The following is a 20,696-nucleotide window of genomic DNA, read 5'->3' on the forward strand; positions in this document are numbered from 1 at the left end:
CCCTACCAAGGTCGGGTTCAGGAGTAGCGCAGCGAGCCGGGGGTGTCGAGGCCCTCGCCGGTCTCCAGCAGCGTCTTGAGGCCGGACAGGATCATCGGCCAGCCGCCGTAGAGCTCGGGGTTGGCCTGGTCGGGGAGGCCGTCGTGGATGACGGTGAGCCGGCACGAGGTGCCGACCGGGACGATCTGCCAGGTGACCCGGGTCGTGCCCTGGGCCCTGACCTCGTCGCTCCAGAGCGCCTCGAAGGTCTGCACCAGCAGGCGCGGCGGATCGACCTCGACGTTGGTGCCCTTCGAGATGTCGACGGTGCCGGGGACGCCGGCGACGTAGTCGGACCCGGTGGTCCAGTCGCTCTGGACGCCGACCCCGAAGCTGTAGATCGCGCGCTGCTGCGGGTCGGTGATGGCCTCCCACAGGCGCTCGGGCGTGGTCTTGATGTAGACCTCGAAGACTGCTGTGCCGGCGGCAACGGGCGCGGTGCCCTGCTCCCACGAGACGGTCGTGACGCTGCTCATGTCCTCATCCTCCAGATAGCTCTTGAGGCCGCTGAGCGTGGCTGCCCAGGGCTCGGCGTACTTGCTCACCCACCGGTCGTGGACGAGCCGGATCGGGACGGGGTTGAGGAAGTGCAGCTTCTCGCGGCCCTGCTTGCGCGTGGTCACCACGCCGGCCTCCTCGAGCACCTTCAGGTGCTTCATCACGCCGAACCGGGTCATCTCCAGCCGCCCCTCGAGGGCGGTGAGGGTCTGGCCGTCGTCAGCGAAGAGCGCGTCCAGCAGGGCCCGACGGGTCGGGTCTGCCAGCGCCTTGAACACCTCGTCCATGGCCCGACAATAGGTGACCATATGGTCACATGTCAACGGACTAGCGTCGAGGGATGACCACGACGACCACGCCGACCCGAGCAGCCCTGCTCGCCCTCCCCGGGCTCACGCTCGCCGTCGCCGGGCTGTTCCACCCGCACTCGCTCAGCCATGCGTCGGCACCGCGCTGGACGATGCTGCACGTGGCGGGGCTGGTCGTCTTCCCGCTCGTCGGCCTCGCGCTGGCAGCGCTCGTGAGGGATCGACGTGATCCGGTGGCCGGCCTCGTGGTGCTGACGGCCTACCTCTACGCGACGGCGTACTCCGCGCTCGACGTGATCAGCGGCATCGGGGCCGGCTACGTCACCTGGCGCCTGGGCGAGGGCGTCCCGCGACCCGACGAGGTGCGGTTCCTCTTCGTCATCGGCGGGCGGATCGGGGACGTCGGTTCGGTGGCGCTGATCGCCTGCGCCGTGGTCGTCGCTGCCGATGCCCTGCGACGGCTGGGACCGCTCGCGCTGCCGGGCCTGCTGATGGTGCCCGGTGCGCTGCTCGTCCACGTCGGGCACATCTTCGCACCGACGGGGGTGGCCGGGATGGCGCTCGTGGGTCTGGCCACCGGCTACCTCGGGTGGTGCGCGGCGCGAACCGCCGGTGCCCGCTAGCCCCGCTCGCCGCCGGGCACCCAGAGCACGTCGCCGTTCGCGCGGTTCGCGTGGCGGGCGAGGATGAAGAGGAGATCGGAGAGCCGGTTGAGGTAGGTGATCGCGAGCAGGTTCATCGACTCCTCGTGCTCGGCCCACGCGGCCCAGCCGGCCCGCTCCGCGCGTCGTACGACGGTGCGCGCCACGTGGAGGTGCGCGGCCCCGAGCGTGCCCCCGTTGAGGATGAAGGAGCGCAGCGCCGGCAGCTCCTCGTTGTAGTGGTCGCACCACGCCTCGAGCCGGTCGACGTAGTCCTGCTCGACGCGCAGCGGCGGGTACTGGGGGTCGGGCACGACGGGCGTGGAGAAGTCCGCGCCGACGTCGAAGAGGTCGTTCTGCACGTGGGTGAGCACGGCGACCACGTCGTCGTCGAGGTCTCCCTGCGCCAGTGCGACCCCGATGTGGGCGTTGCCCTCGTCGACGCAGGCGTACGCCTCGAGGCGGAGGTCCGTCTTGGACGTCTCGCTCATGTCGCCGAGCCGGGTCCGCCCGGCGTCGCCGGTGCGGGTGTAGATGCGCGTCAGGTTGACCATGCCCCGACCCTAGTGGGGAGCCGGGACCCGAACCCGTTCGCACGACGCGCCGAAAAGGTGAGGCGTGGATGCAACCGAAGGGAGTACAACGGCGTCTATGAGGTGACAGCAGTCACGTTGCGGCGTCGGGGGACGTCGGGAAGGGGCACCCGATGAACATCTTCACGGACGGTCACACCCTGGTCCTGCAGGGCGCGTTCGACGTGCGCAGCACGTGGGAGGTCCGCGACGCGATCTACGAGCGCCTCGACGGCCCCGACGACGACGTCGTCATCGACATGACCGACGTGACCACCATCGACGCCACCGCCCTGCGCCTGCTCGCGGTCGCCACCCGGGCCGCCTGGCTGTCCGGGCACCACCTCACCGTCCGCAACCCCGGACCGGCCGTGCGACGCATGGCGCACCTGACGCGGCTCGCCCACGCGATCGAGGTCGAGAGGGTCGCCGCAACCGCGTGACGCTGAGGTTGTTGTCACATTTCCTGCCGGTGACTGATCGGTAACCAGCGTCCTACATTGACCCCATGACGGATGCTCCGGCTCAGAAGGACCGCCCCTGGGTGATGCGGACGTACGCCGGCCACTCGACGGCCGCGGCGTCCAACGCGCTCTACCGCACCAACCTGGCCAAGGGGCAGACCGGACTCAGCGTCGCGTTCGACCTGCCCACGCAGACCGGCTACGACCCCGACGACCCGCTCAGCCGCGGCGAGGTCGGCAAGGTCGGCGTGCCCGTCCCGCACCTGGGGGAGATGCGCAAGCTCTTCGACGGGATCCCGCTGACGGAGATGAACACGTCGATGACGATCAACGCCGTCGCGATGTGGATGCTCGCGATGTACCAGGTCGTGGCGGAGGAGCAGAACCCCGACTCCCCGCCGGCGGAGGTCGCCGCGCAGCTCGCCGGCACCACCCAGAACGACATCATCAAGGAGTACCTCTCGCGCGGGACGTACGCCTTCCCGCCCGAGGCCTCGATGCGGCTGATCGCCGACATGATCGCCTACACGGTCCACCAGGTCCCGCAGTGGAACCCGATCAACATCTGCAGCTACCACCTGCAGGAGGCCGGGGCGACGCCGACGCAGGAGCTCGCCTACGCGCTGAGCACCGCGATCGCCGTGCTCGACCAGGTCAGGGACGCGGGCCAGGTCTCCGAGGACGACTTCGAGAAGGTCGTCGGCCGGATCTCGTTCTTCGTCAACGCCGGCGTGCGCTTCGTCGAGGAGACCTGCAAGATGCGGGCCTTCGTCCGGCTCTGGGACGAGATCACCCGCGAGCGCTACGGCGTGCAGGACGAGAAGATGCGCCGCTTCCGCTACGGCGTCCAGGTGAACTCGCTCGGCCTCACCGAGGCGCAGCCGGAGAACAACGTGCAGCGGATCGTGCTCGAGATGCTCGGTGTCACCCTCTCGAAGAACGCGCGCGCCCGTGCCCTGCAGCTGCCGGCCTGGAACGAGGCCCTCGGCCTGCCGCGTCCGTGGGACCAGCAGTGGTCCCTGCGCCTCCAGCAGGTGCTGGCCTTCGAGTCCGACCTGCTGGAGCATGACGACATCTTCGACGGCTCGCACGTGATCGAGGCCAAGGTCGCCGAGCTGGTCGAGGGGGCACGGGCCGAGATCGACCGTGTGCAGGCGATGGGCGGCGCGATCGCCGCCGTCGACTACATGAAGTCCGAGCTGGTCTCGTCCCACGCGGCCCGGCGCGCACGCATCGAGTCGGGTGAGGAGGTGATCGTCGGCGTCAACAGGTACGAGACCACCGAGCCGTCGCCGCTCACCGCGGACCTGGACGGCGCGATCATGGCCGCCGACCCGGAGGCCGAGAACGCCGCGCGGACCAGCGTCGAGCAGTGGAAGGCCCAGCGTGACGAGACCGAGGTGGCCGACGCGCTGGCCGCCCTGGCCGCGGCCGCGAAGACCGACGAGAACCTGATGGCGCCGACGCTCGCCGCCGCCCGCGCCGGTGCGACGACCGGGGAGTGGGCCGGCACGCTGCGCTCGGTGTTCGGTGAGTACCGCGGACCCACCGGAGTCGCCGGCGCGGTGGCTCTGTCGTCGTCGGAGGGGTCGGCCGGCGCCGAGCTGTCCGCCGTGCGGGAGCGGGTGCGGGCCACGGGCGAGGAGCTCGGGGGCCGGCTGCGGCTGCTCGTCGGCAAGCCGGGTCTCGACGGCCACTCCAACGGGGCCGAGCAGGTCGCCGTGCGCGCGCGCGACGCCGGCTTCGAGGTGATCTACCAGGGCATCCGGCTCACGCCGGCCCAGATCGTCGCCGCCGCCGTCGCCGAGGACGTCCACTGCATCGGCCTGTCGATCCTCTCCGGGTCGCACATGGAGCTGGTGCCCGACGTGCTCGACGGACTGCGCGAGGCCGGGCTGGCCGACGTCCCGGTGATCGTCGGCGGGATCATCCCCGACGCCGACGGCCGCCGGCTGCGCGAGCTCGGGGTGGCCGCGGTCTACACGCCGAAGGACTACGGGCTCACCCAGATCATGGACGGCATCGTCGACGTCATCCGCTCGGCCAACGACCTGGACTGAGCCGGACTGGCACACTGCAGCCCATGCCCACCTCCGCCCGCCGCGTGATCGTGGTCGGCGCCGGCGTGGTCGGCCTGACCTGCGCGGTGCGCCTGCTCGAGGCGGGCCACCGGGTCGACGTCGTCGCGCGCGACCTGCCGCTCGAGACGACCTCAGCCGTGGCCGCCGCGCTCTGGTACCCCTACCGTGCGCTGCCCCAGGACCGCGTGACGGCCTGGTGCGCGACGACGTACGACGCCCTCGCGACGCTCGCCGCGGACGAGGAGTCCGGCGTGCGGATGCTCACCGGCACCGAGGTCCTGGCGACCCCGCAGCCCGATCCGTGGTGGCGTGCGGCGGTCCCGTCGCTCGACCGCGAGACGTCGCTGCCGCCCGGCTACGCCGACGGCTGGACGTTCGTCAGCCCCGTGCTCGACATGCCCGTCCACCTGCGCTGGCTGGCCGGCCGGGTCGACGAGCTCGGCGGCACCCTGACCCGGATGAACCTCTCGGCCCTCCCGGACGACGGCAGCCTCGTCGTCAACGCGACCGGTCTCGGCGCGCGCCACTTCGGGGCGGACCCGTCGGTCATGCCGGTCCGGGGGCAGGTGGTGGTCGTCGAGCAGGTCGGGCTCGAGCGGTGGATGCTCGACGGCGGATCGACGGGCGGCGGCCCGACCTACGTCGTGCCGCGCGGCTCCGAGATCGTCCTCGGAGGCACGAGCGTCGAGGGGGAGTGGAGCCGCACCCCGGACCCGGTCGTCGCCGAGCAGATCGTGCACCGTGCCGCCGCGCTCGTCCCCGAGATCGAGGGCGCGCGCGTGCTGCGGCACAAGGTCGGCCTGCGACCCTCCCGCCCGGAGGTGCGGCTCGAGCGGGTCGGCGGGGTGATCCACTGCTACGGCCACGGCGGTGCCGGGGTGACGCTGGCGTGGGGGTGCGCCGACGACGTGGTGGGACTCGCGGATGGCTGACCGACCGGTCTCCCGGGTCGTGGTGGCCCGGCACGGGGAGGCGCTCTACGAGTCCGAGCTGCTCAGCGACGCGGGCGGCTGGCTGAGCCCGCTGGGACGCGAGCAGGCTGCGGGGCTGGGGGAGCTGCTCGCCGCCGAGGTGATCACCCGCGTGTGGACGAGCGACATGTCGCGCGCCGTGCAGACCGGGGAGATCGTGGCCGCCCGGCTCGGCGTCGACGTCGTCGTGCGCACGGGCGTGCGCGAGTTCGGGGTCGGCGCCGCCGCGGGTACGACCGGCGTGCCCGACCCGTTCGCGGAGACCTTCGCAGCCTGGGTCTCGGGCGACCTGGCGGCCCGCATCCCGGGCGGGGAGAGCGGCGACGAGGTCGTCGCGCGCTGGTCCGGCGTGCTCGAGGCGATCGCGGACGAGCACGAGGGTGAGTCGGCGTTGCTGGTGAGCCACGGGGGCGTGATGAGCATGGTCCTGCCGCTGCTGGCGACGAACCTCGATCCCGGTCACGCCCGCGACCGGCCGATCCCGAACTGCGGCCACGCCGTCCTCGAACGGGGTGCGGCCGGATGGGTCGTGCGCTCGTGGCTCGGCGACCGGCTCGACCCGTGACGTGAGGTAAGGCTCCCCTCACATTCTTTGTGTACAGTGCCCGCGTGGGGTCGTCCAAGAAGGGCAAGGCCAAGGTCGCCAAGCTGCCCAAGAAGAAGTGCTGCGTGTCGTCGACGCGCTGCAAGCGGTGCCCCATCCGCATGCTGAAGGAGGGCACCCTGCCCCCGGGCTACACGGTCAAGAAGCGCAAGCTGGTGCGGATCGAGGTCAAGGGCGGCAAGAAGAAGGCCGCCTGACCCCTCCGGTCACCCCCGGAGCGCGACGGCCCAGACGACGGCCGCGACGACCAGCATCACCAGCAGTGCGATCCCCATGCGCGTGGCCATGCCCTTGATCCACAGGGACAGGATCGTCTCCGGCTGGCCGGTGCGGCTGAGCGGCACCGCGTCGACGACGGCCGAGCGGTTGATCGGTCCGTAGACGTGCGGGTAGGTGTCCTCGCCCACCGGGTCGACCCGCACCTCCGAGGTGAGGAGCGCCGGATCGATGGTGAGCAGCACGAGGTCCTCGCGCAGTGAGCGGTAGTAGCGGTCGAACACACCCTGCACCTGGTCGCGACGGCTCGCGTGGATGAAGCCCTCCTCGGCGAGCGTCCGCCCGACGGTCGAGGTGGTGTAGGTGCCGGTCTCCAGCGTCGTACGCCACTCGGACGCGGTGGCGATGTGGAAGATGCGCTCGGGCACGGCGTTGCTCATCGGGCGATGGTAGGTGGCGACTGCGAGGCCGCTCCTGCTGGCACATGGCGACGTCCCTCGGCGTGTTGCTGACCGGACGCCGCGTGTCGCGCTGGATCCTGCCTCGGAACGGCCCCCGTACCTCCCTGCCAGCCGCGTCCTCTCGGCCGCCGGTCGAGGTGCCTGAACTTCCGCTCGTAGGAGTGACCAGCTGGACCGGGCTCAGAAGAGCCGGTGCTCGGCGTCGTCCATCCCGCGGAGCGCGTCGTAGTCGACGAGGGCGCAGGCGATCCCGCGGTCGGTGGCCAGGACGCGGGCCTGCGGCTTGATCTCCTGGGCGGCGAAGATGCCGCGGACCGGGCCCCGGGTGGTGAGGAGGGAGTCGCGGTTGAGCAGCTCGAGGTAGCGGGTGAGCTGCTCGACGCCGTCGATCTCGCCTCGCCGCTTGATCTCCACGGCGACCGACAGGCCGTCGGCGTCGCGGCACATCAGGTCGACCGGACCGATGGCGGTCATGAACTCGCGGCGGACCAGGGTCAGCCCCTCGGCCAGCGTCGAGGGGTGCTCGGCCAGCAGCTCCTGGAGGTGCTTCTCCACGCCGTCCTTCTGCAGGCCCGGGTCGACGCCGAGGTCGTGCGAGGTGTCGTGGAGGACCTCGTCGATGAGGATGCGCAGGGTGTCGTCGGACTTGGTCGCCGAGACCAGCCACTCGGCGCGTCCGTCCTCGGCCACGCCCTCCCTGAACGTGCACGGCGGCGACATCCAGTTCAACGGCTTGTAGGAGCCGCCATCGGAGTGGATCAGCACGGAGCCGTCCGACTTGAGCATCAGGACCCGGGTGGCGAGCGGCAGGTGTGCCGACAACCGACCTGCGTAGTCCACCTGGCAGCGCGCGACGACCAACCTCATGAATGCAGCCTCACGCCGGGCGAATCTACAGTGGTGCCGTGACCGACCGTGCCACCCGCCACGACGTACGCCCTGCGCGGGCGCGCGACCTGCCCCTGCTGGCCGCGATCGAGGACTCCGGTGTGCCGATGTTCGAGGCCGTCCTCGGCGACCTGACCGGCGACCCGCTCTCGTCACCGGCGCCGAGCGGAGAGGAGCGCGCCGCGGAGCCGGGGTTCGTCCTCGTGGCGGGCGACCCGGTGGTCGGGTTCGCCCACGTGCGGTTCCTCGAGTCGCACGCGCACCTCGAGCAGATCTCGGTGCACCCCGACCACGGCCGGCGGGGCGTGGGCGCCGCGCTGCTGGAGGCCGCGGCCGCACGAGCGACGCTCAAGGGACATGGCTCGCTCACCCTGACGACGTACGCCGACCTGCCGTGGAACGCACCGTGGTACGCCCGGCACGGCTTCGTGGAGTTCGCCGACGACGACCCGCGCACCACCACCCAGCTGGAGATCACCGCGCAGGAGGAGCAGCTCGGGCTCGGGCGCCACGGTCGGCGGACCTGGATGCGCCGGGTGCTCCGTCCCCACCGCTCGACGTCGGACCTCACCGACTTCCTCCCGGTCCTCGACGCCGCCCCGCAGGACGTCGGCGTGGTTCGCGCCGTCATCAGCCGCCCCGGGCTGGGGGAGCGGGAGGTGCTCGACGTCGGGCACCTCGACGTCGAGCACGGCCTGGTCGGCGACACGTGGGCCGCTCGGGGGAGCCGTCGTACGCCCGACGGGTCGGCGCACCCCGACATGCAGCTCAACGTGATGAGCCACCGCCTGGTGGAGTTCCTCGCCCAGGACCCGGCTCGCGAGCAGCTCGCCGGTGACCAGATGTTCCTGGACCTCGACCTCTCCCACGACAACCTCCCGGCCTGGAGCGAGCTGCACATCGGCGGGCCGGACGGCGCCGTGGTCGTGGTGACCGACCAGCCGCACAACGGGTGCGGCAAGTTCATCGCGCGCTTCGGCAAGGACGCGATGACGTTCGTCAACGGACCGGAGGGAAAGCCCCGCCGGCTGCGCGGACTGTGCGCCAGGGTGGTGCGCCCGGGGCCGGTGCGCCCGGGCGCCGAGGTGGTCGTCGTGCGTGCTTCGGGCGCTGGCGCAACGTGACGGTTCCCACACCCTCCTGACCCGGGGTGCGTGGCAGCATGCCCCCATGACTGACACGGTTACTCGCGAGTTCGGCACCGTCGGCGTGATCGGCCTGGGCACGATGGGCGCCGGCATCACCGAGGTCTTCGCCCGCAACGGCCACCGGGTGATCGGGGTCGAGGTCAACGACGCCGGCGTCGAGCGGGGCCGCCAGCACCTCGAGCACTCGACCGGGCGGGCCGTGAAGCGCGAGAAGATGACCGAGGCGGAGCAGGCCGAGCTGCTCGGCCGGATCACCCTCACCACCGACATGCGCGACCTGGCCGAGGCCGACCTGGTCGTCGAGGCGGTCGTGGAGTCGCTGGAGGTCAAGAAGGCGATCTTCCGGACGCTGGACGACATCGTCCGTCCCGACGCGGTGCTGGCCACCAACACCTCCTCCCTCAGCGTCACCGAGATCTCCACCGCCAACTCCAGCCCCGGTCGGGTCGTCGGCGTGCACTTCTTCAACCCCGCGCCGGTGCAGGACCTCGTCGAGATCATCCGCACGGTCGTGACCGAGCCCGACGTGCTCGCCGACGTGCAGGGGCTGCTCGTCGCGCTGGGCAAGAACCCGGTCGTCTGCGGCGACAAGGCCGGCTTCATCGCCAACACCCTCCTCTTCGGCTACCTCAACCACGCGGTCTCGATGTACGAGGGCAAGTACGCCTCCCGCGAGGACATCGACGCCGCCATGCGCTTCGGCTGCGGCTACCCCATGGGACCGCTCGCCCTGCTCGACCTGATCGGGCTCGACACGGCCTACGAGATCCTCGACACGATGTACAAGCAGGGCCGCGACCGGCTCCACGCACCGGCGCCGATCCTCAAGCAGTACGTCACCGCGGGCCTGCTGGGTCGCAAGTCGGGCCGCGGCTTCTACACCTACGAGACGCCCGACTCACCCGTCGTGGTCGCCGACTCGCTCACCCCGAGCGCCGACGACCAGCCGCGGCTGCGCCACGACATCCGGCTCGTCGGCGTCGTCGGCACCGGCACGATGGCGTCGGGCATCGTCGAGGTCTTCGCCAAGGCCGGCTACGACGTGCTCTTCACCGGTCGTGGCCAGGACAAGCTCGACGGGGTGGTCGCGGCCATCACGAAGAACTTCGACAAGCAGATCCAGCGCGGCCGCGCGACGGAGGAGCAGAAGGTCGAGGTGCTCGGCCGGGTGCGGGGCACCACCTCGCTCGACGACCTCGCGGACGTCGACCTCGTGGTGGAGGCGATCGCCGAGGACCTCGCGATCAAGACGACGCTCTTCGAGAACCTCGACGAGATCTGTCGGGGCGGTCGGGGAGGGGCGGGCGCGATCCTGGCGACCACCACCTCGTCACTCCCGATCATCTCGATGGCCAGGGTGACCTCGCGTCCCCAGGACGTCATCGGCATGCACTTCTTCAACCCGGCCGCGATCATGAAGCTCGTCGAGGTGGTCTCGACCGTGGCCACCGACGACGCCGTCACCGAGACGGTGCTGGCGCTGTGCGACCAGGTCGGCAAGGTGGCCGTGAAGTGCGGCGACCGGGCCGGGTTCATCGTCAACGCGCTGCTGTTCCCCTACCTCAACGACGCGGTGAAGATGCTCGAGGCGCACTACGCGACCGCCGACGACATCGACGTCGCGATGAAGCAGGGCTGTGCCCTCCCGATGGGACCGTTCGAGCTGCTCGACGTGGTCGGCAACGACGTCTCCCTCGCGATCCAGAAGGAGCTCTACCTCGAGTTCCGCGAGCCCGGGTTCTCCCCGGCCCCGCTGCTCGAGCACCTCGTCACCGCGGGCTACCTCGGTCGCAAGACGGGCCGCGGCTTCCGGGACCACGGCGCGCGCTGAGGCCTCACCGGGAGCCGACGAGCGCGGCGGCGACCTGCTGCGCTGCGGTGTCGCCGACGAGCACCGTGTAGTGGTTGGTGTCAGGCACCTCGGCGACGGTGAGCCGCTCCGACTCGGCCCGTGCCGTGGCGACGGCGGCCTCGGGCAGCATGCCGCCGGCCTGGTCGAGCATGCCGCGCGGAGCGACCAGCAGGTGGGCGGGCACCGCCAGGTCGCGCACGGCGGCCGCGATCTCCTCGCCGCGCAGGACGAGCTCTCGCCCCGACGTGCGTACGGCGTCCTCCTGGGCGCGGGCCCGCACCCCGTCGGCGGTGACGAGGGCGTCGTAGCGCGCGTAGGCCTCGAAGTCGTCGGACCAGTACGGACCCATCGCCGGGTGTGCGCGGAAGAACTCGACGTAGGCCTGCTCGTCGGCGTAGGTCGTCCGCAGGCGCTCGATCATCGGCCCGACCGCTGCATCGAGCACGGCGTCGACCTCGACCCCGGGCGGCACCGGGAGCGGGAGACCGCCGTCCACGAGGACGAGCCGTGGGGCGGTGCCGGGGAACAGCCGGTCCACACCGAGCGCGACGTAGGCACCCAGCGAGTGGCCCGCGAGCACCTCGGCCCCGGTCGCGGCGACGACGTCGCGGGCGTCGCGCGCGAGGTCGTCGACGCCGAAGGGGGCCGGGAGGTCACGCGAGCGGCCGCGCCCCCGCAGGTCGAGCGCGACCAGGCGCCAGTCGGCCGGCAGGTGCCGGGCGACCGCCGCCCAGGACATGGCGTTGGCGGTGATGCCGTGCAGGGCGACCGCCACGCGTGGACCGGAACCCCACGTGAGCGCGTGGATCCGGCCGACGTCGACGTCGAAGTGCTCGCTCGTGGAAGAGGTCATGACGCCTGTCTAGCACCGGAGGGGGCAGCCGTCGCTGGTCAGTCGAGGCAGAACTCGTTGCCCTCGGGGTCGGCCATCACGAGGTGGCCGTGCGTCATCGGCGGCTCGGGCTCGCGCCGCTCGACCCGGGTGGCGCCGAGGGCGACCAGGCGCTCGCACTCGGTCTCGAGCGCGGCCATCCGCTCGTTGCCCTGGAGACCCGGGGCTGCGCGGAGGTCGAGGTGGACCCGGTTCTTCGCGGTCTTGCCCTCGGGCACGCGCTGGAAGAACAGGCGGGGCCCGTCGCCGTCGGGGTCCTCGGCCGCGGACGCGGAGTTCCACTCCGACTCCGGCACGCCCACCCGCTCGAGGAACGCGTGCCAGGCGTCGAAGGGGTCCTGGCCCGGCTCCAGCGTCGTCCCGGGTGGTGGCGGGTTGACGTAGCCCATGGCCTCGGCCCAGAAGCGCGAGAGCCCCTGGGGGTCGTGGGCGTCGAAGGTCACCTGGATGGTCCGGCTCATGACCGACATCCTGCCGCTGCCCACCGACAGCGGGTAGGGCGTCGCGGGCCCGGAGCTGCTCAGCGGTTGTCGACGACGAGCGCCGCGAGCCGCGCGCGGGTGTTGATGTCGAGCTTGCGGTAGATGTGGGTGAGGTGCGCGTCGACGGTGCGCGGCGAGACGAAGAGCTCCTCGGCGATCTGCCGGCTGGTCAGCCCGTGCGAGACCCGGTCGGCGACCTGCCGCTCGGCCGCGGTCAGGGTGTCGAGCACCGAGGGCGCACTCGTCGTGGCCCGGTTGAAGATCGCGGTGATGAGCGCGACGGCCTCGGCGGACAAGTCGTCGCCGTTGATCCACTCCTCCGGCGCGCGGTGTGCGGGAGCCACGTCGTAGTCGGCGGAGTAGCCCCACCGGACCGCCAGCCGCGGGGTGCGGAGGGCGAACGCCGCCGCCGCCAGCGAGCGCGCCTCGGAGAGCTCGCGCAGCCGCGCGACCCCGGCGAGGCCGTCGAGCACGTCGGCGGCGCGCAGCGGCAGCTGCATCGTGCGGGCCTGCTCGAGCGCGGTGAGGTACGTCGTGGTGGCCTGGTCGAGGTCGCCGAGGTCCACCAGTGCCCGGCCGAGCAGCAGCCGCGCCTCGACCGCGTCGCGACCCAGGCGGGCGGAGTCGGCGAGCGCGACGACGTCAGCGGCCAGTCCGGCGGCCTGTCGCGCCTCGCCGCGGACGAGCAGGTCGCGGCCGTCCTGCGCGAGCACCGGGAGCCGTACGGCCCACGGCAGCGTCTCGCGCACCACCTCGGTGGCCTGCCAGGCCGGGTCGATGCCACGCAGGAGGGTCTCGGCGAGCAGGCAGACGCGGTCCTCGGCGAGCTCGCGTGCCTCGACGACCACCGCCCGCGCACCGGCGACCGCCTCGGCGACGCGTCCCTGCTCGAGGGCGATCCGCGCCAGCACGGTGCGGGCCGAGAGGTCGATCCAGCGCTCGTCGCGGCTGGAGCGTGCGGGCATCGCGTCCCCCGCGGCCTGGGCCGCCTCGGCGAAACGGCCCTGCGAGGCGTAGACGTCGGCGAGGGTGCGGGTCGCCTGCCGGCGCATCGACCCCTCGGGGTCGAGGTCGATGGCCCGCTTCGCCTCCCGCTCGGCGCTCGCCAGGTCGCCGGCGTCGAGGTGCATCTCGGCGCGGATCGAGGCGGTCTTGGCCAGCTGCTCCTCCGGCCGCGGCGCGGCCGAGGCGTGCTCGTCGGCGCGGTCGAGCAGCCAGAGGCCCTCGTAGGTGCCGCGCATCTCGGAGGCGGCGATCCCGGCACGGCGCGCGATCTGGGCACCGATCTCGGACGGTCCGTCGCCACTGGCGAGCGCGCCCTCGAGCACCTCGAGCGCCTCGCGGGCACGCATGGAGGTGTAGAGGGAGGAGAAGATCCGGTTGGCCACCGAGTAGCCGTCGGCGCGCGTCTCGGGGTTCGCGCACGCGGTGAGCACCGCGTGCCGCATGGCCGGCAGGTCGCGCAGCCACTCGGCGTCCGCGGCGCCGTAGTTGTCGTGCTCCGGGGCGTGGCTCTCGGCCCAGGTGAGCAGCCCGGCGTCGACCGCGACTGAGTCGTCCTCGCGCGCGAGCACGCGGGCGCGTCCGCGGATGGGGGAGAGCATGTCGAACTGCCCGCGGTGGTCGACCTCGACGAGGCTGCGCCGGACGAGGTTGCCGACGAGCTCGGCCGCCTCGGGCACGGAGACCTCCAGGACCTGGGCGAGCACACCGAGGCCGGCCGGGAAGTCGAGCAGGCCGATGCGTCGCAGCGCGGTCGCGCTGGCGTCGTCGAGCAGGTCGTGGGCGGAGTCGACGGCCTGGTCGAGGCTGACGGTCGACATCGCGTTGCTGAGGCCGACCAGCGCCGACTGCACGGCCACCTGCTCGATGAGGAGCGGCAGGCCACCGGTCGCGCTCAGGAGGCGGCGTACCTCGTGGGCCTGGGCGGTGAGGTCGACCGGCTGTCCTCCTGCCGAGCGGATCCGGCGCAGGAAGAGCTCGACCGCGGGACCGTCGAGCGGCGCGCGGGAGTGCGGCACCGGCAACGGCCCGACGCGCACGACGGACTCGTGGGGCTCGCCGGCGGTCGTGCGGGCGGTGACCACCACGCGCGCGTCCGACGTGCTCTCGAGGACGGACTGCAGCACCGGGCCGGCGCCGGTCGCGTCGAGGTCGAGTCCGTCGAGCACGAGCACCAGGTCGTGCCCGTCGACCGCACGACCCAGCGCGCCGAGGAGCGAGTCGCCGGGAGCGGTCTCGGCGTCGAGGCTCGCCAGCGCCGCGACCAGCACCTCGTCGGTGCTGCGCAGGCTGCGCGCGTCGACCCAGCAGGTCGTGCCCTCGGGCGCCACGTGGCGCACGACGAGCGTCTTGCCGCTGCCCGGAGGACCGACGACGGTGACCCAGCGGGACTCCTCCAGGGCCTGCGCCAGCGCGCGCCGGACGTCGTCGCGACCGAGGCACGGGGAGAGCACGGAGATGAATCTATCCCGCTACGTAGGTGAGTTACGTAGTCCTACGGATGCTGGCCCGGACCGATTCGCGGGAGTCTTCTCGTACGCCGGGGGAGACGGGACCGCACGAGGGGATGGCCCCGCAGCCCACCGGTCGTGTCTCAGGGCAGGTCGCACGCCGTCGGGGGGTGGTGTGCGACCTGCTCTTGCACGTCCGGACGGGGTCCCGGGTTGCGGCGCGACCGTACGCTGAGGCCATGGGAATCGTGCTCCTGCTGGTCGTGCTCGGCGGTCTGACGGCGGTCGCCGTGGCCGCTGGGAAGTCCGGCAAGAAGCGCGAGCTGGCCCGGGCCGAGGCCGAGGTCGCGCCCGTGAAGAAGCTCGCCGAGGAGGACGTCACCGCCCTCGGCGTGGAGCTGCAGGACCTCGACATGGACCTCGCGGGCTCTGAGCTCGACGCCGGCGCCAACGCCGACTACCAGCGAGCGCTCGACTCCTACGAGTCGGCGAAGACCGCAGCCGCCGGGCTGACCCGCCCCGAGGACGTCCGCCACGTCACCGAGATCCTCGAGGACGGCCGCTACGCGATGGCGTGCGTCCGGGCGCGCGTCGACGGCCGCCCGCTGCCTCAGCGCCGCCCGCCGTGCTTCTTCGACCCGCGCCACGGGCTGTCCGTCGCCGACGTGCCGTGGACCCCGCCTGGTGGCAGCCAGCGCGACGTCCCGGCCTGCGCCCTCGACGTCGAGCGGGTGCGTGCGGGCGCCGAGCCCGACATCCGCAAGGTCATGGTCGGCTCGCGGCGGGTGCCCTACTGGCAGGGTGGCCGGGCCTACCAGCCCTATGCCCAGGGCTACTTCGGCGCCTTCTCGCCGATGGACTGGATGTTCATGGGCATGCTCTTCGGAGGTGGCTTCGACGGCCTGGGCGAGGGCATCGGCGACATCGGGGAGGGCCTCGGCGACATGTTCGGCGGGATCGGCGACGGCATCGGCGACCTGTTCGACGGCTTCGACTTCTGACCTGCGACCCTCGACCCGCCGGTCGACGCGCGGCTGGGAGGATGTCGCCGTGAGCCTGCACCGCACCGAGCTCGGAGAGTCCGGACCGCTCGTGGTCTTCTGCCACGGCCTGTTCGGCCAGGGCAAGAACTGGACCCGGATCGCCAAGGCGCTCAGCACCGACCACCGGGTGCTGCTGCTCGACATGCCCAACCACGGCCGGTCGCCGTGGACCGAGTCCTTCGACTACCTCGAGCTGGCCGACCTGGTCGCGGCCGAGCTGTCGTCGGGCGCGAGCGACGAGCCGGTCGAGCTGGTCGGGCACTCCATGGGCGGCAAGATCGCGATGTGCGTGGCGCTGCGGCACCCGCAGCTCGTCGAGCGGCTCGCGGTCGTCGACATCGCGCCCGTGGCCTACGACAGCGGCCGCGAGTTCATCGGCTACACGCAGACGATGCGCGCCCTCGACCTCGCCGGCCTGCAACGGCGCAGCGACGCCGACGAGGCGCTCCAGGAGGCCGTGCCCAACCCGGTCGTGCGCAGCTTCCTCCTCCAGAACCTCCGCCGCACCGAGGACGGCTGGCACTGGCAGCCCAACCTCGAGATGCTCGGCGAGCACATGTCCGCTCTGGCGGGCTGGCCCGACGAGGCGCTCGGCGAGTCGTCGTACGGCGGCCCGGTGCTGTGGGTCGGCGGGGCGAGGTCGGACTACATCGACGACGCGCACGCCGGCGAGATGGACCGCAGGTTCCCGCGCAACCGCCGGGTGCTGATCAAGGGCGCCGGGCACTGGGTGCACTCCGAGCAGCCGGCGATCTTCCTCGAGGTGCTGCGCCGGTTCCTGCGCTGAACCAGGCCGGCAGGACCGGGGAGGCCCGGGCGGATCAGGCCTTCTGGCGCGCCCGGTAGGCGGCGACGGCCTCGCGGTTGCCGCAGGTCGTCGAGCAGTAGCGCCGCGAGCGGTTGCGCGACAGGTCGAGCACGACGTCGTCGCAGTCGTCGGCGGCGCAGCGGTCGAGCCGCGACATCTCGTCGGCGCGGATCACGTCGACCATGGCCATCGCGGTCTCGACGACGACGCGCTCGTCGAGCGGGCGGTCGGGGTCGATGGCGTGGAGGTGCCAGTCGAGGGCGTCGTGGCGCTGGAGCTGGGGAAGCGCCTTCGCGCGGGCGAGCATGCCGTTGACGATCTCGACCGCGGTGTCGCGCTCGGCGAGCAGGAGCTCCTTCAGCGCGGGCCGGAGGCGTCGTACGGCCTCGAGCTCGATCGCGTCGGCGTCGATCCGGCCGGAGTAGGACCAGCCGGCCAGGAACGCCGACAGGTCGGCCTCGCTGCCGAGCGGCTCGCCGGGCTCGTCGGAGGAGTTGGCCAGGGCGACGGCCGCTTGGAGCGACGCCTCGGTGTCATGCGCGAAAAGCATGTTGACACATTACACGGCTCGTCCCTAGTGTCATGGGTGTGACGACGTTGACCCATGACACCACCTCGTCGAGGACGGCCGCCGGACTGACCCTCGCCGTGGCGTCCGCCGCCTCGTTCGGCCTCTCCGGCGCCCTCGCCCGCGGTCTGCTCGACACCGGCTGGAGCGCGGGCGCCACCGTCGCCCTCCGGATCGGCATCGCCGCCCTGGTGCTGGTCGTCCCCGGGGCCCTCGCCCTGCGCGGCCAGTGGCACCTGCTGCGCACCAACGCCGGCCTGATCGGCATCTACGGCATCGGGGCCGTGGCCGGGGCGCAGCTGTGCTTCTTCTACGCCGTCACCTACATGCAGGTCAGCGTCGCGCTGCTGCTCGAGTACACCGCTCCGGTCGCCGTCGTGGTGTGGCTGTGGCTGCGCCACGGCCAGCGCCCCTCGCGCCTGACGCTGCTCGGCGGCGCCATCGCCGCCGCCGGGCTGGTCCTCGTGCTCGACGTCGTCTCCGGCGCCGACCTCAGCACCGTCGGCGTGCTGTGGGCGCTCGCCGCGATGCTCGGCGTCACGACGTACTTCATCATCTCCGCCGACGAGGGCAACGGGCTTCCGGGGATCACGCTGGCGGCCGGTGGACTCCTGGTCGGCGGCGCGATCCTGCTGGCCGCGGGCGCCAGCGGCGTCCTGCCCTTCCACGCCTCGACCGCGGACGCGGTCTACGACGGCTTCACGGTCGACTGGTGGATCCCGGTCGTCGTGCTCGGCCTGGTCACGGCGGCCTTCTCCTACGTCACCGGGATCGCCGCCGGTCGTCGCCTCGGCAGCCGCCTGGCGTCGTTCGTGGCCCTCGGCGAGGTGCTGGCCGCCGTCGTCTGGGCCTGGCTCCTGCTGGGCGAGCTGCCCCGCCCGGTCCAGCTCGCGGGCGGGCTGCTCGTGCTCGCCGGCGTGGTGGTGGTCAAGCTCGGCGAGGGGCGTACGCCGCTCCTGGTGGAGCCGCTGCCCGACCCGGAGCCCCGGTCCGACCCTCGCGTCAGCGAGAGTCCTGCCGCTTGAGGAACACCTCGCGGTGGAGCAGGAGCAGTGCCGCCGCGACCGGAACGGCGAGCAGGGCCCCGATGATGCCCATCAGCGAACCGCCGATGAGGGCGGCGATCACGGTGACGGCGCCGGGGATGTCGACCGCACGCTTCATGATGCGCGGTGAGATCAGGTAGGACTCCACCTGCTGGTAGGCGATGTAGTAGATCGCCGCGACGAGCGCGACCGTGGGTGAGACCGTCAGGGCGAGCAGCGTCATGATCACGCCGCTGACGACGGCGCCGAGCACCGGGATCAGGCTCAGCAGGCCGACGATGAAGGCCAGCGCGAAGCTGTAGTCGCCCAGCCCCACGACCCACGTGAAGACCAACGTGCTGATGCCGGCGCAGACCGCCACGAGGAACGCGCCGGAGACGTAGGCGCCGGTGCTGCGGATGATCTTGTCGCCGAGCTCGCTCACCCGGGGACGGCGCGAGGCCGGGGCCAGGCTGTAGCCCGCGTGCTTGATGCTGGGCAGCGAGGCGAGGAAGTAGATCATCAGCACGAGCACGATGAACGTGTTGGTGACGGCCGAGAGCACGGCGAGGCCGACGCCCAGGGCGCCGCCGAAGACACGCTGGGTGAAGTCGGAGTTGGTGACGTAGTCCTGCATCTTGTCGATGACGTCGAAGCGTTCGTCGAGCTGCTGGATGTAGGTGTTGCGCTGGAGGTCGCTGAACCAGCCCGGCGCGTTGCGCGTGATGAGCGCGATCTGCTCGCTGATCACCGGGGCGACGGCGCCGATGAACAGGACCAGCACCCCGATCACGACGGTCAGCACCATCAGCACCGACAGGCCGCGGCGCACGCCCCGGCGCATGAACCACTCGACGACCGGGTTGAGCCCGATCGCCAGGAACATGGCGAGCACGAGCAGCACCAGGATGGAGGAGATGCTGAACAGCTGCTCGATCAGGAAGACCGCGAGCAGCACGCCGAGCGCGCCGAAGAAGCCGATGTTGAAGGGGGAGTGCCTCAGCAGCGAGACGTGGTGCTGGACGCGCACGGGCTGGACGTACGCCGGCGCGTCGGGGCTGACGACCAGGTCGGTCGAGTTGTCGATCTTCTCCGCGAGCGCCGCTGCCGACTCGGCGGACTCGCCCGCGTCCTCCGCGGCCTCCTGGGCGATGCCCGCGGCGTTGTCGGCACGTTCGGCGGCGTCCTCCGCGCGCTCGGCGGCCTCGACGGCCTCGACGACCTCGGGTGCTCCGACGCCCTCGTCGTCGAGGCCGCCCGTCTCGTCCGTGCTCAGGAGTCGTCCTCGCCGAACCCGGCGACGACGTCGCGCAGCGCGCCGAGCTGCGCGGTGATGGCGTCACGGCGCTTGGTGATCCGGTCGACCTCGGCCTGGATGTTGGAGAGCTCGCGCTGGGCCTCGGCGGCGCGGGTGGCGCTCACCGAGTCGGCCTGGGTGCGGGCCGAGGCGACGACCTGCTCGGCCTCGCGCCGCGCCCGGGACAGCAGGCCCTCGGCCTCGGTCTGCGCCTGCTGGCGGTGCGTGGTGGCCTGGCTGGTCGCCTCGCGGGCGCGCTGCTCGGCTGCCGTGGCCCGCTCCTCCGCCTCGGCCACGAGGCGCTGGGTCTCCGCGGTGGCGCTGGCGTGGTGCTCGGCGGCCTCGCGGGCGAGGCGCTCCTTCTCCACGGCAAGGATGCGGCGGGCCTCCTGCACCTCGCGGTCGGCGGCGGCGCGGGCCTGCTCCGCCTCCCGGATCGTGGTGACGCGCAGCTCGTTGGTCTCCTGCTGGGCGGCCAGCCGGAGCTGGTCGGCCTCCCGGCGCGCCGAGGCGAGCAGGTCCTCGGACTCGCCCTGCGCGAGCTTGCGCTCGGTCTCGGCGTCGGCCTGGATGCGCGAGCGCATCTCGTCGAGCTCCTTGAGCTGGACGAGCCTCATGTCGTCGGCCTCGCGGGACGCGTCGGCGCGGATGCTGGTGGCGTCGCGGTCGGCGCGGGCCCGGATCTCGTCGGCCTCGCGGTAGGACGCGTTGCGCACGTCGGTGGCCTCGTCCTCGGCCATCTTGAGCATCGAGGTCGCGCGACCGCCGAGCCCGGCGTAGGTGGGGTTCGCGTTCTCCTGCAGCTCCGCGCTGACGCGCTCGAGCTCGGCCTCGAGCTCGATGACGCGCTGCTCGCTGCTCGCGAGGCTGCTGGCCAGGCCGGACTTCTCGGACTGGAGCTGGCCGAGCCGCTGGTCGACGGCGGCCTTGTCGTAGCCGCCTCGGCGCACCAGCGGCAGCGCGGCCGCGACCGGAGCAGCGGACGGAGCCGGTCGCGGGGCGGCGGGGGGCGGGACCACCGGGCTCGGGCGGGTGGCCTGCGCGGGCGGTGCGGCCGGGGCCGGGGTCTGGACGGGAGCGCGCTCGGGCTCGGGCGTGGCTGCCTCGGTCACCTCGACCACCTCGGCGGCCTGGGTGGCCTCCGGATCGGGCGTCGAGTCCTTCGGCACCACCGGGAGCACCTGGGTCTCCTCGCCTGCGTCGTCACCGGACTCCGGCTCGTCGAAGATGGACAGGCCCTTGTCGGAGCTCATGCGGGGCACCCTCTCTCAGGTCGTGCGGACTGCGTCGACCCCAGTGTTGCCGATGGTCCTCCAACATCACACCCCGGCTCGCGGAGCCGGTGCGATGCACCGGGGCGGGCCGGGGTGTGACGGGTGTTCGCT

21 protein-coding genes are annotated in these 20,696 nt (G+C 72.3%); 11 read left to right on the top strand and 10 right to left on the bottom strand.

The window, feature by feature from the left end:
• Window positions 1–17 precede the first annotated feature (17 nt).
• Complete coding sequence (locus tag EUA93_RS19140; RefSeq protein WP_129401941.1) at window positions 18–824, bottom strand: ArsR/SmtB family transcription factor; 807 nt, start codon at window positions 822–824, stop codon at window positions 18–20.
• A 53-nt stretch (window positions 825–877) separates the two neighbouring features.
• Between EUA93_RS19140 and EUA93_RS19145 the strand changes: the two genes are divergently transcribed.
• Complete coding sequence (locus EUA93_RS19145; RefSeq protein WP_129401942.1) at window positions 878–1,468, top strand: hypothetical protein; 591 nt, start codon at window positions 878–880, stop codon at window positions 1,466–1,468.
• Here EUA93_RS19145 and EUA93_RS19150 read toward each other — a convergent pair.
• Window positions 1,465–2,040 carry a cob(I)yrinic acid a,c-diamide adenosyltransferase gene (locus EUA93_RS19150; protein WP_129401943.1) on the bottom strand — a complete coding sequence of 192 codons (576 nt, stop codon included), beginning with the start codon at window positions 2,038–2,040 and terminating at the stop codon, window positions 1,465–1,467. The two genes, EUA93_RS19145 and EUA93_RS19150, sit on opposite strands and share 4 nt — an antisense overlap.
• Before the next feature lie 152 nt (window positions 2,041–2,192).
• Here EUA93_RS19150 and EUA93_RS19155 point away from each other — a divergent pair, with 152 nt between their 5' ends.
• The 5 genes from EUA93_RS19155 to EUA93_RS19175 all read left to right on the top strand — a co-directional run bounded on the left by EUA93_RS19155 (window position 2,193) and on the right by EUA93_RS19175 (window position 6,375).
• Entirely contained in the window at window positions 2,193–2,501 is a 309-nt protein-coding gene (locus EUA93_RS19155; protein ID WP_129401944.1) for an STAS domain-containing protein, read from the top strand.
• Between the two features lie 65 nt (window positions 2,502–2,566).
• Entirely contained in the window at window positions 2,567–4,582 is a 2,016-nt protein-coding gene (locus EUA93_RS19160; RefSeq protein WP_129401945.1) for a protein meaA, read from the top strand.
• Between the two features lie 23 nt (window positions 4,583–4,605).
• The gene (locus EUA93_RS19165; RefSeq protein ID WP_129401946.1) at window positions 4,606–5,535 is read left to right on the top strand and encodes an FAD-dependent oxidoreductase; all 930 of its coding nucleotides are present in this window, start codon (window positions 4,606–4,608) and stop codon (window positions 5,533–5,535) included.
• Window positions 5,528–6,139, top strand: a complete 612-nt coding sequence (locus EUA93_RS19170; RefSeq protein WP_129401947.1) for a histidine phosphatase family protein — start codon at window positions 5,528–5,530, stop codon at window positions 6,137–6,139. Before EUA93_RS19165 ends, EUA93_RS19170 begins: the two co-directional genes overlap by 8 nt.
• A 44-nt stretch (window positions 6,140–6,183) precedes the next feature.
• Window positions 6,184–6,375 (top strand): hypothetical protein, encoded by a 192-nt coding sequence (locus EUA93_RS19175; protein WP_129401948.1) that lies wholly within the window; start codon window positions 6,184–6,186, stop codon window positions 6,373–6,375.
• Window positions 6,376–6,384: 9 nt separating this feature from the next.
• On the opposite strand, the gene EUA93_RS19180 is transcribed toward EUA93_RS19175, so the two are convergent.
• Both EUA93_RS19180 and nucS read right to left on the bottom strand, forming a co-directional pair.
• A complete protein-coding gene (locus EUA93_RS19180; RefSeq protein ID WP_129401949.1) occupies window positions 6,385–6,834 on the bottom strand; it encodes a DUF952 domain-containing protein in 450 nt (149 codons plus the stop codon).
• Between the two features lie 201 nt (window positions 6,835–7,035).
• Window positions 7,036–7,722 carry an endonuclease NucS gene (gene nucS / locus EUA93_RS19185; protein ID WP_129401950.1) on the bottom strand — a complete coding sequence of 229 codons (687 nt, stop codon included), beginning with the start codon at window positions 7,720–7,722 and terminating at the stop codon, window positions 7,036–7,038.
• Between the two features lie 38 nt (window positions 7,723–7,760).
• On the opposite strand from nucS, the gene EUA93_RS21880 reads away from it, so the two are divergent.
• Window positions 7,761–8,867 carry a GNAT family N-acetyltransferase gene (locus tag EUA93_RS21880; protein ID WP_207208864.1) on the top strand — a complete coding sequence of 369 codons (1,107 nt, stop codon included), beginning with the start codon at window positions 7,761–7,763 and terminating at the stop codon, window positions 8,865–8,867.
• A 46-nt stretch (window positions 8,868–8,913) separates the two neighbouring features.
• The gene (locus EUA93_RS19200; protein ID WP_129401951.1) at window positions 8,914–10,722 is read left to right on the top strand and encodes a 3-hydroxyacyl-CoA dehydrogenase family protein; all 1,809 of its coding nucleotides are present in this window, start codon (window positions 8,914–8,916) and stop codon (window positions 10,720–10,722) included.
• Window positions 10,723–10,726: 4 nt separating this feature from the next.
• On the opposite strand, the gene EUA93_RS19205 is transcribed toward EUA93_RS19200, so the two are convergent.
• Genes EUA93_RS19205 through EUA93_RS19215 form a run of 3 tightly spaced genes read right to left on the bottom strand, consistent with a single transcriptional unit; the run spans window position 10,727 to window position 14,573 of the window.
• On the bottom strand, window positions 10,727–11,596 hold the full coding sequence (locus EUA93_RS19205; RefSeq protein ID WP_129401952.1) for an alpha/beta hydrolase: 870 nt from the start codon (window positions 11,594–11,596) through the stop codon (window positions 10,727–10,729).
• 38 nt (window positions 11,597–11,634) lie between these two features.
• Window positions 11,635–12,096: a VOC family protein gene (locus EUA93_RS19210; RefSeq protein WP_129401953.1), complete on the bottom strand. Its 462-nt coding sequence runs from the start codon at window positions 12,094–12,096 to the stop codon at window positions 11,635–11,637.
• A 59-nt stretch (window positions 12,097–12,155) separates the two neighbouring features.
• Window positions 12,156–14,573: a LuxR family transcriptional regulator gene (locus EUA93_RS19215; protein WP_129401954.1), complete on the bottom strand. Its 2,418-nt coding sequence runs from the start codon at window positions 14,571–14,573 to the stop codon at window positions 12,156–12,158.
• 236 nt (window positions 14,574–14,809) lie between these two features.
• On the opposite strand from EUA93_RS19215, the gene EUA93_RS19220 reads away from it, so the two are divergent.
• Both EUA93_RS19220 and EUA93_RS19225 read left to right on the top strand, forming a co-directional pair.
• On the top strand, window positions 14,810–15,571 hold the full coding sequence (locus EUA93_RS19220) for a hypothetical protein (protein ID WP_129401955.1): 762 nt from the start codon (window positions 14,810–14,812) through the stop codon (window positions 15,569–15,571).
• A 49-nt stretch (window positions 15,572–15,620) separates the two neighbouring features.
• Window positions 15,621–16,400 (top strand): alpha/beta fold hydrolase, encoded by a 780-nt coding sequence (locus EUA93_RS19225; RefSeq protein ID WP_129401956.1) that lies wholly within the window; start codon window positions 15,621–15,623, stop codon window positions 16,398–16,400.
• Between the two features lie 34 nt (window positions 16,401–16,434).
• Here the strand turns inward: EUA93_RS19225 and EUA93_RS19230 are convergent, their stop codons facing one another.
• Entirely contained in the window at window positions 16,435–16,971 is a 537-nt protein-coding gene (locus tag EUA93_RS19230; protein ID WP_129401957.1) for a CGNR zinc finger domain-containing protein, read from the bottom strand.
• 38 nt (window positions 16,972–17,009) lie between these two features.
• Here EUA93_RS19230 and EUA93_RS19235 point away from each other — a divergent pair, with 38 nt between their 5' ends.
• A complete protein-coding gene (locus EUA93_RS19235) occupies window positions 17,010–18,014 on the top strand; it encodes an EamA family transporter (RefSeq protein ID WP_242497520.1) in 1,005 nt (334 codons plus the stop codon).
• Here EUA93_RS19235 and EUA93_RS19240 read toward each other — a convergent pair.
• Window positions 17,992–19,044 carry an AI-2E family transporter gene (locus EUA93_RS19240; protein ID WP_165355237.1) on the bottom strand — a complete coding sequence of 351 codons (1,053 nt, stop codon included), beginning with the start codon at window positions 19,042–19,044 and terminating at the stop codon, window positions 17,992–17,994. The genes EUA93_RS19235 and EUA93_RS19240 overlap by 23 nt on opposite strands.
• A 242-nt stretch (window positions 19,045–19,286) precedes the next feature.
• On the bottom strand, window positions 19,287–20,564 hold the full coding sequence (locus EUA93_RS19245; protein WP_129401960.1) for a coiled-coil domain-containing protein: 1,278 nt from the start codon (window positions 20,562–20,564) through the stop codon (window positions 19,287–19,289).
• Between the last annotated feature and the right edge of the window lie 132 nt (window positions 20,565–20,696).

The organism is Nocardioides oleivorans (assembly GCF_004137255.1).
Taxonomy (GTDB): domain Bacteria; phylum Actinomycetota; class Actinomycetes; order Propionibacteriales; family Nocardioidaceae; genus Nocardioides; species Nocardioides oleivorans.

Coding starts and splice junctions, on each gene's coding strand:
- EUA93_RS19140 (WP_129401941.1), bottom strand. CDS start 824: ATGGACGAGGTGTTCAAGGCGCTGGCAGACCCGACCCGTCGGGCCCTG.
- EUA93_RS19145 (WP_129401942.1), top strand. CDS start 878: ATGACCACGACGACCACGCCGACCCGAGCAGCCCTGCTCGCCCTCCCC.
- EUA93_RS19150 (WP_129401943.1), bottom strand. CDS start 2,040: ATGGTCAACCTGACGCGCATCTACACCCGCACCGGCGACGCCGGGCGG.
- EUA93_RS19155 (WP_129401944.1), top strand. CDS start 2,193: ATGAACATCTTCACGGACGGTCACACCCTGGTCCTGCAGGGCGCGTTC.
- EUA93_RS19160 (WP_129401945.1), top strand. CDS start 2,567: ATGACGGATGCTCCGGCTCAGAAGGACCGCCCCTGGGTGATGCGGACG.
- EUA93_RS19165 (WP_129401946.1), top strand. CDS start 4,606: ATGCCCACCTCCGCCCGCCGCGTGATCGTGGTCGGCGCCGGCGTGGTC.
- EUA93_RS19170 (WP_129401947.1), top strand. CDS start 5,528: ATGGCTGACCGACCGGTCTCCCGGGTCGTGGTGGCCCGGCACGGGGAG.
- EUA93_RS19180 (WP_129401949.1), bottom strand. CDS start 6,834: ATGAGCAACGCCGTGCCCGAGCGCATCTTCCACATCGCCACCGCGTCC.
- nucS (WP_129401950.1), bottom strand. CDS start 7,722: ATGAGGTTGGTCGTCGCGCGCTGCCAGGTGGACTACGCAGGTCGGTTG.
- EUA93_RS19200 (WP_129401951.1), top strand. CDS start 8,914: ATGACTGACACGGTTACTCGCGAGTTCGGCACCGTCGGCGTGATCGGC.
- EUA93_RS19205 (WP_129401952.1), bottom strand. CDS start 11,596: ATGACCTCTTCCACGAGCGAGCACTTCGACGTCGACGTCGGCCGGATC.
- EUA93_RS19210 (WP_129401953.1), bottom strand. CDS start 12,096: ATGAGCCGGACCATCCAGGTGACCTTCGACGCCCACGACCCCCAGGGG.
- EUA93_RS19220 (WP_129401955.1), top strand. CDS start 14,810: ATGGGAATCGTGCTCCTGCTGGTCGTGCTCGGCGGTCTGACGGCGGTC.
- EUA93_RS19230 (WP_129401957.1), bottom strand. CDS start 16,971: ATGCTTTTCGCGCATGACACCGAGGCGTCGCTCCAAGCGGCCGTCGCC.
- EUA93_RS19245 (WP_129401960.1), bottom strand. CDS start 20,564: ATGAGCTCCGACAAGGGCCTGTCCATCTTCGACGAGCCGGAGTCCGGT.